17 protein-coding genes are annotated in these 16,203 nt (G+C 75.0%); 11 read left to right on the plus strand and 6 right to left on the minus strand.

Translation table 11 applies throughout. The annotated features are described in order from the left end of the window. Positions 1-41: 41 nt before the first annotated feature. Complete coding sequence (acs, locus tag ACGFI2_RS06760) at positions 42-2,030, minus strand: acetate--CoA ligase (protein WP_393511808.1); 1,989 nt, start codon at positions 2,028-2,030, stop codon at positions 42-44. A 206-nt stretch (positions 2,031-2,236) separates the two neighbouring features. Between acs and ACGFI2_RS06765 the strand changes: the two genes are divergently transcribed. Next, positions 2,237-2,983, plus strand: coding sequence for an oxidoreductase (locus ACGFI2_RS06765; RefSeq protein WP_393511811.1), 747 nt, complete (start codon positions 2,237-2,239; stop codon positions 2,981-2,983). A 17-nt stretch (positions 2,984-3,000) separates the two neighbouring features. On the opposite strand, the gene ACGFI2_RS06770 is transcribed toward ACGFI2_RS06765, so the two are convergent. Beyond that, positions 3,001-3,807, minus strand: a complete 807-nt coding sequence (locus ACGFI2_RS06770; RefSeq protein WP_393511814.1) for an HAD family hydrolase — start codon at positions 3,805-3,807, stop codon at positions 3,001-3,003. 608 nt (positions 3,808-4,415) lie between these two features. On the opposite strand from ACGFI2_RS06770, the gene ACGFI2_RS06775 reads away from it, so the two are divergent. Then, positions 4,416-4,766 (plus strand): DoxX family protein, encoded by a 351-nt coding sequence (locus ACGFI2_RS06775; RefSeq protein ID WP_393511817.1) that lies wholly within the window; start codon positions 4,416-4,418, stop codon positions 4,764-4,766. A gap of 26 nt (positions 4,767-4,792) precedes the next feature. Here the strand turns inward: ACGFI2_RS06775 and ACGFI2_RS06780 are convergent, their stop codons facing one another. Then, positions 4,793-5,485 (minus strand): hypothetical protein, encoded by a 693-nt coding sequence (locus tag ACGFI2_RS06780; RefSeq protein WP_393511820.1) that lies wholly within the window; start codon positions 5,483-5,485, stop codon positions 4,793-4,795. A 329-nt stretch (positions 5,486-5,814) separates the two neighbouring features. Between ACGFI2_RS06780 and ssd the strand changes: the two genes are divergently transcribed. The 7 genes from ssd (at position 5,815) to ACGFI2_RS06815 (ending at position 10,992) form a co-directional block, all read left to right on the plus strand. Further along, on the plus strand, positions 5,815-6,918 hold the full coding sequence (gene ssd / locus ACGFI2_RS06785) for a septum site-determining protein Ssd (RefSeq protein WP_393511823.1): 1,104 nt from the start codon (positions 5,815-5,817) through the stop codon (positions 6,916-6,918). Beyond that, positions 6,915-8,126, plus strand: a complete 1,212-nt coding sequence (locus ACGFI2_RS06790) for a TadA family conjugal transfer-associated ATPase (protein WP_393511826.1) — start codon at positions 6,915-6,917, stop codon at positions 8,124-8,126. Before ssd ends, ACGFI2_RS06790 begins: the two co-directional genes overlap by 4 nt. Continuing rightward, positions 8,123-9,088 (plus strand): type II secretion system F family protein, encoded by a 966-nt coding sequence (locus ACGFI2_RS06795; RefSeq protein ID WP_393511829.1) that lies wholly within the window; start codon positions 8,123-8,125, stop codon positions 9,086-9,088. The genes ACGFI2_RS06790 and ACGFI2_RS06795 overlap by 4 nt, the downstream gene beginning before the upstream one ends. Beyond that, the gene (locus ACGFI2_RS06800; protein ID WP_393511832.1) at positions 9,088-9,816 is read left to right on the plus strand and encodes a type II secretion system F family protein; all 729 of its coding nucleotides are present in this window, start codon (positions 9,088-9,090) and stop codon (positions 9,814-9,816) included. The genes ACGFI2_RS06795 and ACGFI2_RS06800 overlap by 1 nt, the downstream gene beginning before the upstream one ends. A gap of 23 nt (positions 9,817-9,839) precedes the next feature. Continuing rightward, positions 9,840-10,007 carry a DUF4244 domain-containing protein gene (locus ACGFI2_RS06805; protein WP_076470820.1) on the plus strand — a complete coding sequence of 56 codons (168 nt, stop codon included), beginning with the start codon at positions 9,840-9,842 and terminating at the stop codon, positions 10,005-10,007. A gap of 62 nt (positions 10,008-10,069) precedes the next feature. Beyond that, positions 10,070-10,465: a TadE family type IV pilus minor pilin gene (locus ACGFI2_RS06810; RefSeq protein ID WP_393511836.1), complete on the plus strand. Its 396-nt coding sequence runs from the start codon at positions 10,070-10,072 to the stop codon at positions 10,463-10,465. A 32-nt stretch (positions 10,466-10,497) separates the two neighbouring features. Next, entirely contained in the window at positions 10,498-10,992 is a 495-nt protein-coding gene (locus ACGFI2_RS06815; protein WP_393513112.1) for an Rv3654c family TadE-like protein, read from the plus strand. A 196-nt stretch (positions 10,993-11,188) separates the two neighbouring features. Here ACGFI2_RS06815 and ACGFI2_RS06820 read toward each other — a convergent pair whose 3' ends face one another. The 3 genes from ACGFI2_RS06820 to ACGFI2_RS06830 form a co-directional block, all read right to left on the minus strand. Then, positions 11,189-11,767: a hypothetical protein gene (locus ACGFI2_RS06820; protein ID WP_393511839.1), complete on the minus strand. Its 579-nt coding sequence runs from the start codon at positions 11,765-11,767 to the stop codon at positions 11,189-11,191. Between the two features lie 146 nt (positions 11,768-11,913). Next, positions 11,914-12,120, minus strand: coding sequence for a hypothetical protein (locus ACGFI2_RS06825; RefSeq protein WP_393511842.1), 207 nt, complete (start codon positions 12,118-12,120; stop codon positions 11,914-11,916). Between the two features lie 365 nt (positions 12,121-12,485). Continuing rightward, positions 12,486-14,993 carry a DEAD/DEAH box helicase gene (locus tag ACGFI2_RS06830; protein ID WP_393511845.1) on the minus strand — a complete coding sequence of 836 codons (2,508 nt, stop codon included), beginning with the start codon at positions 14,991-14,993 and terminating at the stop codon, positions 12,486-12,488. Positions 14,994-15,126: 133 nt separating this feature from the next. Here ACGFI2_RS06830 and ACGFI2_RS06835 point away from each other — a divergent pair, with 133 nt between their 5' ends. Next, entirely contained in the window at positions 15,127-15,477 is a 351-nt protein-coding gene (locus ACGFI2_RS06835; protein ID WP_393511848.1) for an STAS domain-containing protein, read from the plus strand. Then, on the plus strand, positions 15,477-15,914 hold the full coding sequence (locus ACGFI2_RS06840; protein ID WP_393511851.1) for an ATP-binding protein: 438 nt from the start codon (positions 15,477-15,479) through the stop codon (positions 15,912-15,914). Before ACGFI2_RS06835 ends, ACGFI2_RS06840 begins: the two co-directional genes overlap by 1 nt. Positions 15,915-16,203: the final 289 nt, after the last annotated feature.

Consider the following 16,203-nt stretch of genomic DNA (forward strand, 5'->3'; position numbering starts at 1 on the left):
GGGCGGGCCGCCGCGCGACCCGCCCCCTCGTTCCGTCGTGGTCAGTCCTCGTCGGACTTGCCGCCACTCATCCCCGAGGAGATCAACTCCATCACCGAGGAGTCCTGGAGCGTGGTCACGTCGCCGAGCGACCGGTTCTCCGCCACGTCCCGCAGCAGCCGACGCATGATCTTGCCGGAGCGGGTCTTCGGCAGCTCCGGCACCAGCATGATCTGCCGCGGCTTGGCGATCGGGCCGAGCGTCTTCGCCACGTGGTTGCGCAGCTCGGCGATGAGCTTCTCGCCCGCGTCGCCGGAGATCTCCGCGCTGCCGCGCGGGATGGCGAACGCCACGATCGCCTGCCCGGTCGTCGGGTCGGTCGCGCCGACCACCGCCGCCTCGGCCACCGACGGGTGGCTGACCAGCGCCGACTCGACCTCGGTGGTGGAGATGTTGTGCCCGGACACCAGCATCACGTCGTCGACCCGACCGAGCAGCCAGATGTGCCCGTCGTCGTCCTTCTTCGCGCCGTCACCGGCGAAGTAGACCCACTCGTCGCCGGTGTTGGCGCCCGCGCCGAACCGCGACCAGTACGTCTCGAGGAACCGGTTGTCGTCGCCCCAGATGGTGCGCAGCATCGACGGCCACGGCTCGGTGAGCACCAGGTAGCCGCCCCCGCCGTTGGGCACCGACTGGCCCTGGTCGTCGACCACGTCGGCGACGATGCCGGGCAGCGGGGCCATCGCCGAACCGGGCTTCGCCTCGGTCACGCCCGGCAGCGGCGAGATCATCATGGCGCCGGTCTCGGTCTGCCACCAGGTGTCGACGACCGGCAGCTCACCACGGCCCACGTACTGCCGGTACCAGATCCACGCCTCCGGGTTGATCGGCTCGCCGACGCTGCCGAGCAGGCGCAGCGACGACAGGTCGTACCCGGCCGGGATGTCCTCGCCCCACTTCATCATGGTGCGGATCAGGGTCGGCGCCGTGTAGAGGATGCTGACCTTGTACCTGTCGACGATCTCCCAGAGCCGGCCCCGGTGCGGGGTGTCCGGGGTGCCCTCGTACATGACCTGGGTGGCGCCGTTGGAGAGCGGGCCGTAGACGATGTAGGAGTGCCCGGTCACCCAGCCGATGTCGGCCGTGCACCAGTAGACGTCCGTCTCCGGCTTCAGGTCGAAGACCGCGTGCGTGGTGTACGACGTCTGGGTCAGGTAGCCGCCGGTGGTGTGCAGGATCCCCTTCGGCCGGGCGGTGGTGCCGCTGGTGTAGAGGATGAACAGCGGGTGCTCGGCGTCGAACGGCTGCGCCTCGTGCTCCGGGGAGGCGTTCTCCACCGCGTCGTGCCACCAGTGGTCCTTCGCCGACCAGCCGACCTCCTCACCGGTACGGCGGACCACCAGCACGTGCTCCACCGACGGGCAGTTCGCCACCGCCTCGTCGACGGTCGGCTTGAGCGCCGACGGCTTGCCCCGGCGGAACCCGCCGTCCGCGGTGATCACCACCTTGGCGCTGGCGTCCTGGATCCGGTTGGTCAACGCGTCGGCGGAGAAGCCGCCGAACACCACGCTGTGGGTGGCGCCGATCCGGGCGCAGGCGAGCATCGCCACCGCGGCCTCCGGGATCATCGGCAGGTAGATCGCCACCCGGTCGCCGGCCGTCACGCCCAGCTCGGTCAGCGCGTTGGCCGCCTGGCAGGTGAGCCGGTGCAGGTCGGCGTAGGTGACGGTGCGGGTGTCGCCCGGCTCGCCCTCCCAGTGGATCGCCACCTTGTCGCCGTGCCCCGCCTCCACGTGCCGGTCCAGGCAGTTGTACGCCACGTTGAGCCGGCCGCCGGTGAACCACTTCGCGAACGGCGCGGTCGACCAGTCGAGCACCTGCTCCCACGGCTGCGCCCAGGCCAGCCGGCCGGCCTGGCGCTCCCAGAAGGCGAGGCGGTCACCGGCCGCCTCGTCGTACGCCGCCGCGGTCACGTTGGCGTTCGCGGCGAGTTCGGCCGGCGGCGGGAACTGGCGCGTCTCGTTCAGCAAGTTGGCCAATGCCTCGCTCATACGGTGACTCCTTCGTCGCGTGACCTGCGTCTCCCTACTCCCGGGAAGGTTAGCCCCGGCGTACCGCCCCCGCGACCGCCCGCCCCGCCACGCGCGCCCAGCGGCGCCCCCTCCGCGCTGAGGTGTAAGGAGGGGCCCCTGTCAACGCCTCCGGTACAGGAAGGGGCCCCGCTTAACACCCGCAGGGCTGTCGCTAGCGTGACGGGGTGACCACTGATCCGCTGGCCCCGCTGCTCGCGCTCGCCGACGTCGCGCCCGCCGTCGAACGGGCCCGCGACCGGGTCGACCAGGCCCACCGGCACCGGGCGCTGCGCCGCCAGGGCGGGCCGCTCGCCGCCGAGGTCAGCCTCCGCTCGGCGGTGGCCAGCGCCGCGCTGGAAGGGCGGGCCCACGACCGCGAGGAGGTACGCGCCGGCACGGTCACCGACCCGGTGCTACAGGGCGCGCTCCGGGTGGCCGGGGCGCTGCCCGGGCTCAGCGACCTGTGGCCGAAGGCCCCCCGCCAGGTGCTCGCCCGGCTGCACGTGCTCGCCGCCCGCGACGTGGTGACCGAGGAGGAACTGGGCCGGCCGGTGACCGACCCGGTGGTGGCGGCCCGGCTCGACGGCCTGTCCGGCCTGGTGGCCGGCGGCACGAAGGTGCCACCGCTGGTGCTGGCCGCCGTGGTGCACGGCGAACTGCTGAACCTGCGCCCGTTCCCGGGCCCCTCCGGCGTGGTGGCCCGGGCCGCCGCGCGGCTGGTGCTGATCTCCACCGGCTTCGACCCGCGCGGTCTGGTCGCCGTGGACGTCGGGCACCGCGAGCGGGAACCGGAGTACGTCGGCGCGGCCGGCGCCTTCGCCACCGGCACCCCGGACGGCCTGCGCTCCTGGCTACGGCACTACATGGCCGCGGTGGAGGTCGGCGCGGACCAGATCACGCTCATCGGCGACGAACTCCTCGCCGCCTCCTGAACCCGGGCCGCCCGCCGTCACACGGTGGTCGCGGTGGCGCGGGTGCGCCGGTGCCGGCCGTACCACGCGATGCCGATGGCCACACCGACACCCACACCGAGCGCCGCCGCCGCGACCGGCACGGCCGGCCGCTCGCGCAGCCGGCGACCCAGCGGGATCGGGTGCCGGAACTCCAGCACCGGCCAGCCGTTCTCCGCCGCCAACCTGCGCAGCGTCCGGTCCGGGTTGACCACGCTCGGGTGCCCCACGCACTCCAGCAACGGCCGATCGCTGTACGAGTCGGAGTACGCGTACGAGTCGGCCAGGTCGTAGTCGCGCTCACCGGCCAGCTCGCCCACGGCGTCGACCTTGCTCGGACCGGCCGCGTAGAACTCCACCTCGCCGCTGTAGCGGCCGTCGACGACCGCCATCCGGGTGGCGATCACGTCGGTCACGCCGAGCAGCTCGCCGATCGGTCGGACCATCTCCTCGCCCGAGGCGGAGACCAGCACCACGTCCCGGCCGGCGGCCTGGTGCTCCTCGATGAGGGCGGCCGCCTCGGCGTACACATAGGGGTTGATCAGCTCGTGCAGCGTCTCCGCGACGATCTGGCGGACCTGTTCCACCGGCCAGCCCTTGCAGAGCGTGGCCAGATAGTCCCGGGTGCGGGCCATGGTCTGCTCGTCGGTGCCGCCCAGCCGGAACATCAGCTGCGCGTACGCCGACTTGACCACGTCACGCCGAGTGATCAGCCCGTCCCGGTAGAACGGCCGACCGAACGCCAGGGCGCTCGACTTGGCGATCACGGTCTTGTCGAGATCGAAGAAAGCGGCACTACGGCCCACGGCGCGAAAGTCTAGCCGGACGGGCCGCCCGCGACCGCCCACCCCGGGTCCGAGGGCCGAGGTATGCCCAGCGGAGTGACGACGGTCACATCTCCGTGCGAGAAATTAGCTTTGCGTGGAGTGAACACCACTCGACGTATAAGGGTCGGCTGCGGCATGCTTGTCCTCGCGACGGGAGTTCACGTCCGGTCGCCGCACAGACCCTCGGCGGTTGCACCCCCCGTGACCGCTGAGTCGGTTCGGCTCGACCCCCCCGGAGCCGAACCACCCGACGACCCCCGTCTCCCCCCGACGGGGGTCGTCCCTTTGCGGGAAGCGCTCCCGCCCAGGTCGGAGTGCTTCTCGCCGCTGCCCGACCGGGTCGACCGGTCGCCTCCCTTCCTCGACACGACAGCAGGCGCCCCCCGGGTGGGGGAGCGCGCTCACCCGTGGCGGGGAGGTCCGGCATGTCCGGGCACTGGACTCTGGGGCGTGGGACTGACTCCTCGTACTACGCCCTCATCAGACCCCCGTGCCTGTGATGCCGGTCCTGGCCTGTCACATCTCGGCGCGCTACCTCGACCTGTCAGCGAAGGATCTCGCTGTCGAACGTCAAGAGGGAAGACTCGATGTTCATCGCGTACGTCACGGTCACCATCGTCGCCGCCGTCCTCACCGGGTCAGCGGCCGTGGCCTACCTGGCCGGCCACTCGTACCCCAGGGCCCAGTTGGACATGAAGCGTCTGCCCCGCTCGTGGGCGCCGGTGCTGGGCACCGTGCTCGCGGCGGGTTCGTCGGGGTTGCTGGCCGGGATCGCCGTGCCGCTGCTGGGCACGCTCGCCGCCGCCGGCCTCGTGGCCTACTTCGTCGGCGCGGTCGTCGCCCACCTGCGGGTGGGCTCCCGCCACCTTGTCGGACCGGCCGTGTTTCTCGCCGTCTCGGCGGCTGCCCTGGTCCTGAGCCTCGACCACCACGGTTGAGCGTGGCTGGCTGATCCGGCCCGTCGTCAGCGGATCACGGCGCGCATGGTCTGCGGTGCGGGTTCGAAGCAGACCAGAGCCCGGCCCCGGTCGTCGGTCACCACCCACGGGTGCCCCACGTACGTCTGCTGCCGGTAGGTCTGCCCCGGCCGCAGCACCGCGTACCGCTGGCGCCGGCCGCCGTAGTCCAGCCAGTTGACGACGACGGTCGCGGACCGGGCGTTGACGAATTCGACGAAGGTCTCCGGTCCCCCGCTGCGGGAACGCAGTGACGATTCCCGGGACGCCGGGAGCGGGGTGAGTTCGCCCGGCCGTGACGCCGGCGGCGTCGTGCGGCTGGCCGACGGCTTCGGCGCGGGCGGCCGGGCGGCCGGGGTGGTCCGGCGTGGCGGTGCGGGCCGGCGGGTCGGCAGCGCGGCGCGGGTGGAGAGCGACACCGGCGCCGGCGAGTACGACTCGGTCGCCAGGTCCGCCGCCGGCGTGGAGTTCCCGGGGGAGGCGAGGAACGGCTCGCCGCTGACGGGCGGCGGCAGGTCGGGTCGGCGGGGCATGGCGAAGAAGCTGAGTATGCCGACCAGCACGACGACCACGACCCCGATCGCCACCGAGGCGAGCGTGGCCGGTGACGGGTCGCGGAGCCAGGCCTCGCCGGCCGGGGGAGCGCCTCGGCCGTGGCGGCGGGCGGGTGGGGTTCCGGTGCCGTGCGGTGGATCGGTCATGGCCTCGATTCCGCGCGCCGGTGCCGTCCGTTCGCGGCAAGGGATCCGATTATGCGGGACGGACGATCCCCTCAGTCAATGGCCGGTGGTCTCACCGCGCCGACCGGTGGGTCCGGATGGATCCGACTCTTCGGAGGCTCGGCACGGCCGTGCCGCCAGGGAATTCCCGCCGATCCGGCGGCGCCGGCGCATAGCAGATCCACTCCTTCGCCGAGGTCCGTCCACATCGCGCCACTGTCCACAAGCGGGCTTCCCGCGTCCCCGTCCGACTCGGCCGACTTGGGCAGGCTGCACCGCGGCACGTCCGAGTCCGACCGATGGAGGCCGCCATGCCGCCCCGTACCCCGCTCCCGCCGTACCGCCGGCTGCCCCTGCTCGTCACGGCCGACGGCGACCTGCTCGACGAGCTGCTGCGGCTCGCCGCGGCCGGCGGCACCGAGGTCGAGCTGGCGGCCGATCCGGCCGCCGCCCGCGCCCGCTGGGCGCCGTCACCGCTGGTGCTGGTCGGCGCCGACCAGGCGGCGGCCTGCCTGCGGGCCCGCCTGCCACGGCGTCCCCGCACGGTCCTGGTCGGTCGCTCCGGCCAGCTCGATCCGGGTACGGAGTTGGCCGAGCTGATCGGCGCCGAGCACGTCGCGGCCCTGCCCGCGGCGGAGCCCTGGCTGGTCGACCGGTTCGCCGAGTGCGCGGTCGAGCCGGCGGGCGCGGGCCCGGCGCGGGTCGTGGCGGTGCTCGGCGGGCGTGGCGGCGCCGGGGCCAGCGTTCTCGCCGGCGGGCTCGCCGTCAGTGCGGCCCGGGCTCGGCTGCGCACGCTCCTGGTCGACGCCGATCCCCTGGGCGGCGGTCTCGACCTGGTGCTCGGCTGGGAGCAGCTCGACGGGTTGCGCTGGCCCGAGCTGGCCGGCGCGGACGGGCGCGTCGATCCACCGGCGCTGGTCCGAGCCCTGCCCAGCCGGGGTGACCTGGTCGTGCTCTCGTGGGACCGGGGGGACCTGCGGCACCTGCCGGCCGAGGCGATGGCCGCCACGGTCGACGCCGGCCGGCGCGGGCGGGACCTCGTCGTGCTCGACCTGCCCCGGCATCTCGACGACGCGGCCGTGATCGCCCTCCAGGCCGCCGACCGGGCGCTCCTCGTGGTGCCCGCGGAGCTGCGCGCCACCGCCGCCGCGGCCCGGGTGGCCGCCGTCGTGGCCCCGCACTGCGCCGACCTGTCGGTGATCGTGCGGGGCCCGGCGCCGGGTCGGCTCCGGGCGGCCGAGGTGTCCCGTGCGCTCGGCCTTCCGCTCGCCGGCACGCTCCGGCCCGAGCCCGGCCTGTGCCGAGGGCTGGAACGCGGCGAGGCGCCGGGCGCCACCGGCAAGGGCCCGCTCGCCGTGCTGTGCCAGCGGCTCGTCGACGAGCTGACCGGGCGGTCCGCGGCGGGTGCGGCGTGACCGGGCCGGCCGACCCGGAGGAGCTGGCCGTCCGTGTCCGGCACCGCCTCGCCGCCGAGGCCACGCCGGTCACGTCCGCCGCGGTCGTCTCCGCGGTACGCGCCGAACCGGCCGCCGGTGTGCTCGGCGACACCACCCTGCTGCGGATCGCCGACCGGGTGCACGACGACCTCGTCGGCGCCGGCCCACTCGCATCGTTCCTGGCGGACCCGCAGGTCACCGACGTGCTGGTGAACGGGGTCCGGGTCTGGGTCGACCGGGGACGGGGGCTGCACCAGGTGGCCGTGCCGCTCGGCACGGTCGACGACGTACGTCGGCTGGCGCAGCGGCTGACCGCGGCCGCAGGGCGCCGGCTCGACGACGCCTCGCCGTACGCCGACGCGCGGCTGCCCGACGGCACCCGGCTGCACGCCGTGCTGCCGCCGGTGGCGACCGACGGCCCTTATCTGTCGCTGCGCACCTTCCGGCAGCGACCGTTCACGTTGGACGAGCTGGTCGAGCACGGCACCGTGCCCCGGCCGGTCGCCCCGCTGCTCGACGCGGTGGTGGCCGCCCGGTTGGCCTACCTGGTGACCGGTGGCACCGGCTCCGGCAAGACCACCCTGCTCAACACGTTGCTCGGGCTGGTGCCCGGCAACGAGCGGATCGTGCTGGTGGAGGACGCCGCGGAGCTGCGCCCGGTGCATCCGCACGTGATCGGGTTGCAGGCGCGGACCGCGAACGTCGAGGGCGTCGGCGTGGTCGGGCTCGGCGACCTGGTCCGGCAGGCGCTCCGGATGCGACCGGACCGGCTGGTGGTGGGCGAGTGCCGGGGCGCCGAGGTGGTCGACCTGCTGGCCGCGCTGAACACCGGCCACGACGGTGGGGCGGGGACGTTGCACGCCAACGCCCCGACGGATGTCCCGGCCCGGCTGGAGGCGCTCGGGATGCTCGGCGGGCTGCCACGGGTCGCGCTGCACGCCCAGGTCGCCGCCGCGTTGCAGGTGGTCCTCCAACTCCGCCGGACCGGCACCGGCCGGGTGCTCGACTCGATCGGCCTGCTCCTGCCGGAAGGGCCCGACCGGGTGGTGACCGTGGTCCCGGCCTGGATACGTGGCCGTGGTCTGGGCCTGGCCGCCCGGTCGCTCGGCAACCTGCTGCGGGAGCGGGGCGTGCCCGTACCGCCGATCCTCCGGGTGGTCTGGCCCGGCTCGGCGGGTTCGTCGTGACCGGGCAGCTCTGGCTGGTGTTCGCGCTCCTCGCCGGTTGCGCCGTGGTGGTCGCCTGGCCGGTACGCACCGGTCGGGTCCGGCGGCGGGCGGTCCTGGACGCCCGAGCCGCTTCCGAGGGCTCCCGGCCTGTCGCCGGCAGGAGAGCCGGTGGCACCGGTGCCCACGGGCCGGTGCGTCCGCCGTCGGCGGGGCTCCGACGGTCGCCCGGCCGGTTCGACCGGTTGCGTCGACCGGGTGCCGGACCGGGTCGGGGAGGTCGCCGTCGGTCCGGCCTCGACGGCCACCTGGCCGGCCCGTGGCCCGAGCTGTCCGGCCGGTGGCCCGAGCTGGCCGGCCGACCGCCCACCGGGGAACCGCGCCTTCGTGCGGCGGTGTCCGCCCGGCGTGCCTTACCGGCGGCGGCGCTGCTCGGCGGCGGGACCGGTGCGCTCCTCGGCGGCCCGGTGGCCGCGCTGGTACTGGCCGCGTACGGCACGCTCGCGGCCCGCGCCGGTCTGCGCCGACGTGCGCAGCGGGAGGCCGATCTGGCCCACCGCCACGATCTCGACCGGCTCGGTGGCGCCGCCGCCGACCTGCGCGCCGGCCTGCCCGCCGGCGCGGTGCTCGACGGTGGCACGGGCCGGATCGCCCGACTGTGCCGGGCCGCGGTGCGGCTGGCCGACCGGACCGGGGCGCCGCTGGCCGACCTGCTGGAGCGGATCGAGGCGGACGCCCGTGCGGCCGACCGCGGGCTGGCGGCTGCCGCGGCGCAGGCCGCCGGCGCCCGGGCGACCGCCTGGCTGCTCGCCGCCCTGCCGCTCGGCGGGATCGGTCTGGGCTACGCCATCGGGGTCGACCCGGTGGCCGTGCTCCTGCACACGCCGGTCGGTGGCGGGAGCGCGGTGGCGGCAGTCGTCCTGCAGATCGGTGGGTTGCTCTGGGCGGAGCGGCTCGGTGCGGGGCCGGGGCGGGGCGCCTGATGTCCCGTCAGGTGGTGGTCGCCGCCTGCCTCGGCGGCGCCGCGACGCTCCTGGTCGCGGGCGCGCCGGGGGTTCGCCCGGCCCGGCGGTTACGAAGGCTCGCCTCCGCCCCTCGGCGGGGCCGTCCGACCTGGTGGCCGGACCGGATCCGGTTGGGCGCGGGCCTGGCCGGGATCGCCGTGGCGGTGGTCGTCGGCGGCTGGGCCGGCCTGTTCGCCGGGCCGCTGGCCGGCGTGGCGGCCGACCGTCTGCTCCGCCGGATCGAGCCGCGCGCCGTGCGGGAGCGGCGTCTGCGCGAGACTTCCGACCTGCCACTCGCCGCCGACCTGCTGGCCGCGGCGCTCCGGGCCGGCGCGCCGGTGGACCGCTCGGTGCTCGCGGTCGCGGAGGCGCTCGGCGGGCCCCTCGCGGGCCGGCTCGGCCGGGTGGGCCGCACGCTGAGCCTGGGCGGTACGCCGACGGAGGCCTGGGCCCACCTGCGACCCGTGCCCGGAGCGGGAAGCCTGGTCGGCGCCGCTATCCGCTCGTCGAACAGCGGCGCTGCGCTGGCCGGCGCGCTCACCCGGCTCGCCGACGAGCTACGGGCCGAACGCTCGACCGCGGCCGAGGCGTCCGCCCGGCGTGCGGGGGTGCTCATCGTGCTGCCGCTCGGGCTGTGCTTCCTGCCCGCCTTCATTCTCGCCGGTCTGGTGCCGGTGATCGTCGCCGTCCTCGGCGACGTGCTGTGAACCATCGAGAAGGGACGTACGACATGCGCAAGCTCCTCGCCCGCCTTCGGGGTGACGCCGGCATGAACACCGCCGAGTACGCCGTGGGCACCCTCGCCGCGGTCGCCTTCGCCGGGATCCTGCTGAAGGTGCTCACCTCCGGAAACGTGCAGTCCGCCCTGACCGCCGTGATCGACCGGGCGCTGAAGTGACCGGGCGCCGGTGGGCCGGCCGGCGGTCCGATGTCTCGAACGTCCCGGTGGTCGGTGTGGCGGTGCCGCCCGACGATCCGAGCGGTGCCGCGCGGCGTCGCCCGTGGGACGCCCGGGAGCGGGGGTCGTTCACCGCCGAGCTGGCGGCCGGCCTGCCGGCGCTGGTGCTTCTCCTCCTCGCCGGGCTCACCGCGGTCGACGCGGTGACCACCCGGGCGGGTTGTCTCGACGCGGCCCGGGAGGCGGCACTCGCCGCCGCCCGGGGCGAGTCCGGCGTCCCCGCCGGTGCCCGGTACGCCCCCGGCGGCGCGGAGGTGACGGTGACGGTGGCCGGCGACCGGGTGATCGCCACCGTCCGGGCGCCGGTGCGGACTGCCGGCGCGCGGCTGCCCCGGTTGACCGTGTCGGGCGTCGCGGTGGCCGCCGTGGAACCCGGTGCTCCCGGTCCGGCGCTGTGACGGCAGGGAAGTCGTCGCCGTGCGGCATCGGACTGCGGGCTCCCGGGCCGTTCGCCGACGGCGCAGTTCCCGGGCGGTTCGCCGACGGCGCAGCTCCCGGGCCGCTTGCTGAGGGCGCAGTTCCCGGGCGGTTCGCCGACGGGTCAGCTTCCGCGTCGTCCGCGGGCGGGGCAGCGGCGGACCGCGGTGGGGCGACGGTGTGCCTGCTCGCGCTCGGCCTGGTGTTCGTGCTCGTCGGACTGTTCGGCGCCGGCCTCGGGTCCGCCCGGTGCGCCCGCCACCAGGCGCGGGTGGCGGCCGACTTCGGCGCGCTCGCGGGCGCGGGCCGTGCGCTCGACGGAACGGACGCCGCGTGCGAGCGGGCCGCCGCGTTGGTGGCGGCCAACGGCGGCCGGCTGACCGGCTGTCGAACCGACGGACTCGACCTGATCGTCACGGCGCAGGTGCGGGTCGCGCCGCTGCCCGGGCTGACCCGCGTCGCCACCGCGTCGTCACGGGCCGGCCCGGCCCGGATCGCCGACTCCTGAGATCGGGTCGGGAGGATCCGCCGACCCGGGCGGCGATCCGTGAGGTCAGGACCGGAGTGGCAGCCGACCGCGCAGGGCGTCGGGCGTGGGGGCCCGACCCGGGACCTCGGTCGAAGGCCGGCCAGGCACGTGACGGAGGATCTCGGGTCCGGCCGGCGGAGCCCGCCGTGACGGGATTCGCCGGCCGGTGCCGGGGTCAGCGGGACTGGAGGGCGTCCAGGCCCACCGCCATGGCGATGACCAGCCGACGGTCGATGTGCGGGTGCTGGATGTCCACCACGTACCGGTCGCGGAGGCCCCACTTCTTGTCGACCGAGAACACCGGCTGACCGCCGGCCACGAAGTCGAAGTGGTAGGGCAGCCAGGAGAGCGAGTCGACGAAGCGGCGCAGCAGCGCCACCGGCAGGCTGCGCTCCTGCCCGGTCGCCGGCGGCAGGCCGGGCTGCTCGACGTGCCAGGTCGACCGCAGCAGCGACTGGGCGAAGTCCTTGCGGAAGAGGCCGATCGGGTTGCCGGCGTGGTCGGTCACGTCGTACGTGGCGCCGAGGTCGAGACGCTGGCGGGCCTTGAAGCCGAGGAGGGGGTACTGCTTGGTGTCATCGGTGTAGATGGTGACCTGCTCCTTGAAGGCGAGCCGCTTCTGCTGCGCGAACGCGAGCAGCCCGCCCTCGGAGCCGTCCGGTGCCACGGCGTGCACCTCGTACTGGTTGACCATCATCCGGATCCGCTGACGGACGATGAAACGGTGCTGCGCCTGCAGGCTGTCGAGCGACATCTGATCTCCTTCGAGGGGTCGCCGGAGTGTCGCACAGCGCCGCCACCAGCGCGCACCCGCACAACGCCGGCGCCGCTCCCGCCGCGGCCCGGTCGACGGCACCGATCGCACCCGGCAGGACGCGGCGGCCCGTGCGGTGACGGACGTCAGCGTCCGCCGTCGACCGTGGCCTTCATCGCCCACGTGTTGAGCACCTGGTGGATGCCGCGCAGGTGTTCGTTGATCTGTTCCAGCCGCTCCGCCTGGGCCAGGTTCGCCAGGGCCGTGCCCAGCGCGATCTGCTGGTCGGGCGTGAGACTTTCCTGGTCGATGGTATAGAGCAGCTCGACGGTCTCGGCGATCGTGTCGGCCACGGTGGCACCTCCGGCGGACGGGTCTCGGGTCGCGTCTGCGCTACCGGAATCATGCATGGAAGCGCTCCCATAGATCAATGCCCCGTGGCGCCCGACCTCATGCCACCGTCCCACCCACCAGACGTCGATCCCGCCGATCGAGCGCCGCGGCCGACGATCCAGGGCCGCCACTTCGGCGAAGTGGCGGGGTCCGCCGGCCGTCGACACCGCCACCTCCCCGAGCTGGCGGCCGGCCCTGCCGGGGCGGCACGGCCGGCACGCGGGGCGCGCGACACGGCCGGCACGCGGGGGGCGCGACACGGCCGGCACGCGGGGGGCGCGGCACGGCCGGCACGCGGAGGGCGCGGCACGGCCGGGTAGTCCGGTCAGTCCGGTGGGCTGCCGCCGGACGTCGACCGGCGGGGCGTCCGGTCGTCCTGCCGCGGCAACCTCCCACCGCGCCCCACGTCCGACGCCATCCCGGCCTCGGGCGGGCCGCCTGCCTCGTCAGGGTGGGGACGGCTGCGCGCCGGGCCGCCGGCGGGCGGGTCACCCGCGGGCGGGACGGGAGTCGCGGTGGCGAGATTGGTGAGCACCACGTCGAGGACCTTGACCGCCTCCGGCTTGGCCAGCGGGTTGTTGCCGTTCCCGCACTTCGGGGACTGGACGCAGGACGGGCACCCGGTGTCGCACCCGCACTCGACGATCGCGTCGCGGGTGGCGCGCAGCCAGGCGGCGGCCGTCCGGTACGCCCGCTCGGCGAAGCCCGCCCCGCCGGGATGACCGTCGTAGACGAAGACGGTCGGCGCCTCGGTGTCCGGGTGCAGGGCGGTCGACAGCCCGCCGATGTCCCACCTGTCGCACGTCGCCATCAGCGGCAGCAGGCCGATCGCGGCGTGCTCCGCGGCGTGCAGCGCCCCGGGGACGTCCGCCGCCTCCACCCCGGCGCGGGCCAGCGACCCGGGGGAGAGCGTGAACCACACCGCGACGGTGCGCAGCTCCCGCGCCGGCAGGTCCAGCGGGCGGGTGTCGATCACCTCGCCGGTGGCGATGCGGCGCCGCTGGTACGACACCACCTGGCTGGTCACATCCACCTCGCCGAGGAAGAGCCCGACCGGGCCGGCGTCGGTGTACGAGCGGACGGAAACCACGGAGAGCGAGGTGACGTCGCGGGCGTGGGTGGACCAGTCCGGCTCCTCGGCGTGCACCAGCGCGCACCCGTCGGCCAGGTCGAGCGAGTCGACCACGTACGAGACGCCCTGGTGCAGGTAGACCGCGCCGGTGTGCAGCAGGAAGTGCGCGGAGCCGCCGTCGACGGTGCCGAGCAGCCGGCCGGTGGACTCCTCCACCACGCAGACCGGCGCGCCGCCCTCGCCGCGCAGGTCGACCTCGGGGCGTTCCCGGTGCCGCCAGTACCAGCCGGTGGGTCGCTGTCGCAGCGCGCCCGCCTCGACCAGCGAGTCCACCGCCTCCTTCGCGCCCTCGCCGAAGAGGTCCAGGTCGGCGGGGGTGAGCGGGGCTTCGTGGGCGGCGCAGGCGAGTTGCGGCGCGAGCACGTACGGGTTGGCCGGGTCGAGGACGGTGGCCTCGACGGGACGCCCGAACAGCGCCTCCGGGTGGTGCACGAGGTAGGTGTCGAGCGGGTCGTCCCGGGCCACCAGCACCGCGAGGGCCTCGTCGCCGCTGCGCCCGGCGCGCCCGGCCTGCTGCCAGAGCGACGCCCGGGTGCCCGGCCAGCCGCAGATCAGCACCGCGTCCAGCCCGACCAGGTCGACGCCGAGTTCGAGCGCGTTGGTGGAGGCCAGGCCGAGCAGGTCGCCGTGCAGCAGCGCCCGTTCCAGCTCCCGGCGTTCCTCACGCAGGTAGCCGGCGCGGTAGGCGGCCACCCGACCGCCCAGCCCGGGCACCGCCTCGTCGAGCGACCGCCGGGCGGTCGCGGCGACCACCTCGGCGCCCTTGCGGGACCGGACGAACGCGAGCGTGCGTACCCCCTCGACCACGCTGTCGGTGAGCAGGTCGGCGGTCTCCCGCAGCGCGGAGCGCCGGACCTGGACGAGGTCGGCGCCGGGCGACGGGTCGGTGGGGGGCAGCAGCGGCGGCTCCCAGAGCGCGAACGTCACGCCGCCGCGCGGCGACGTGTCCTCGGTGACGGCGGTGACCGGCAGGCCGGTGAGCCGCCCGGCCGCCGTCGCCGGGTCGCCCGACGTGGCGGAGGCCAGCAGGAACACCGGGGTACGCCCGAAGCGGGCGCACTGCCGGCGCAGCCGCCGGAGCACGTGCGCGACGTGCGAGCCGAACACGCCCCGGTAGGTGTGGCACTCGTCGACCACCACGTACGCGAGGCGGCGCAGGAAGCCGGACCAGTGCGCGTGCCCGGGCAGGATGCCGTGGTGCAGCATGTCCGGGTTGGTCAGCACGAACCGGGCGTGCCGGCGGATCCACTCCCGCTCGGCGCGCGGCGTGTCCCCGTCGTAGGTGGCGGGGCGTACCCCGTCCAGCTCCAGGGCGGCGACGGCGCGGAGCTGGTCGGCGGCGAGCGCCTTGGTCGGGGCCAGGTAGAGCACGGTGGCGCGCGGGTCGGCGAGCAGGGTGCTCAGTGCCGGCAGCTGGTAGGCAAGTGACTTGCCGGACGCCGTGCCGGTGGCCACGACGACGTGCTTTCCCGCGTACGCCAGCTCGGCGGCCTCGTTCTGGTGCCGCCACGGGGCGGCCACGCCGCGTCGCGCGAACGCCGCCCGCAGTTCCTCCGGCGCCCAGCCGGGCCACGGCGCGGGCTCGCCGGCGCGGGCCGGCACCCGCTCGACGTGGGTGACCGGGTCGGTCGCGTGGCGCAGCCGGAACCGCCGCAGCAGCTCGCCCGGCGCGCGCCTCGGGCCGGGCCTGTCGTCGGTCACGTCCTGCACTCTCGCACTGGTGTTCGGAATTGGGAACCGCAGGGTGGGGGTATGGGGAGGGGCGGGCCGGTGACCCGAAGCGGTCGCACGGGGGATGGTTAGATGCCTAGGAGAGTTTACCGAGGAGGGGCCGATGGAGCTGTCGCTGGCGACCCACGCCGTGGGGGAGCACACGGTGCTCGAGGTCGGTGGTGAGGTGGATGTCTACACCGCCCCCCGCCTGCGGGAACGGCTCATCGAGCTGATCGACGGCGGGGCCCGCCACGTGGTGGTGGACCTGGGCCGGGTGGACTTCCTCGACTCGACCGGGCTCGGCGTGCTGGTCGGCGCGCTCAAGCGGCTCCGTTCGGCCGGCGGCTCCTTCGCCCTGGTCTGCGGCAAGGAGCCGCTGCTCAAGATCTTCCGGATCACCGCCCTGGACCAGGTCTTCCCGCTGCACCCGACGGTCGACGCGGCCATCGCCGCCGACTCCACCGGCGCGTGATGGCCACCGTCAAGCTCTCCTTCTCCCCGGCCCCGGTCCACGTCCGCACCGCCCGCCTGGTGGGCGTCGCGGTGGCCCGGCGGGCCGGCGTACGCGAGGAGCTGCTCGACGAGGTGCGTCTGGCCATCGGTGAGGCGTGCACGCGGGCGGTCGCGCTGCACCGGCAGTACGGGCTGGCGGAACCGGTGTACGTGGAGATGTCCGACGGCGGGCCGTACACGGTGCGGGTGGTGGACCGGGCCCCGATCGAGGCGGGTCTCGGGCTGGCCGCGCTCGGCCCGGACGAGCTGGCGAAGGAGTCGCTCAGCGAGGACGCGCTCACCACCGGCGTGGGCTTCGCCCTGCTCGCCGGTTTCGTGGAGGACCTGCAGGTCCGCCCGGTCGACGAGGGCGTCGGCACCGAGGTCCGGATGGCCTGGCCGGCCGGCCGCGCCTGACCCGTTCTTCCCGCAGGCCGCGTTCCCCGCACGGGGAGCGCGGCCTCGTCGTGCTGACCGCCCTATATATCAGATTTCCTCGCATAACACAGTTACGAAGATCATCGAGACACCGTGCCCCCTCGGTGTGACCCTCACCACGCCGGAGGGCTACAGTACCCGGGTTGTCAGCAAGTGATCGCTGCCCGCAGCCAGCGGGAACGGGCGGATGACGCGCGCTGGCGAGTTCGCATCCAGGCGTCGGCCGTGTGTCTCCACGAGCCGGCGCGAGTGTTCGGTACAGGAGGAC

Source organism: Micromonospora sp. NPDC049282 (genome assembly GCF_043197045.1).
GTDB lineage: Bacteria > Actinomycetota > Actinomycetes > Mycobacteriales > Micromonosporaceae > Micromonospora.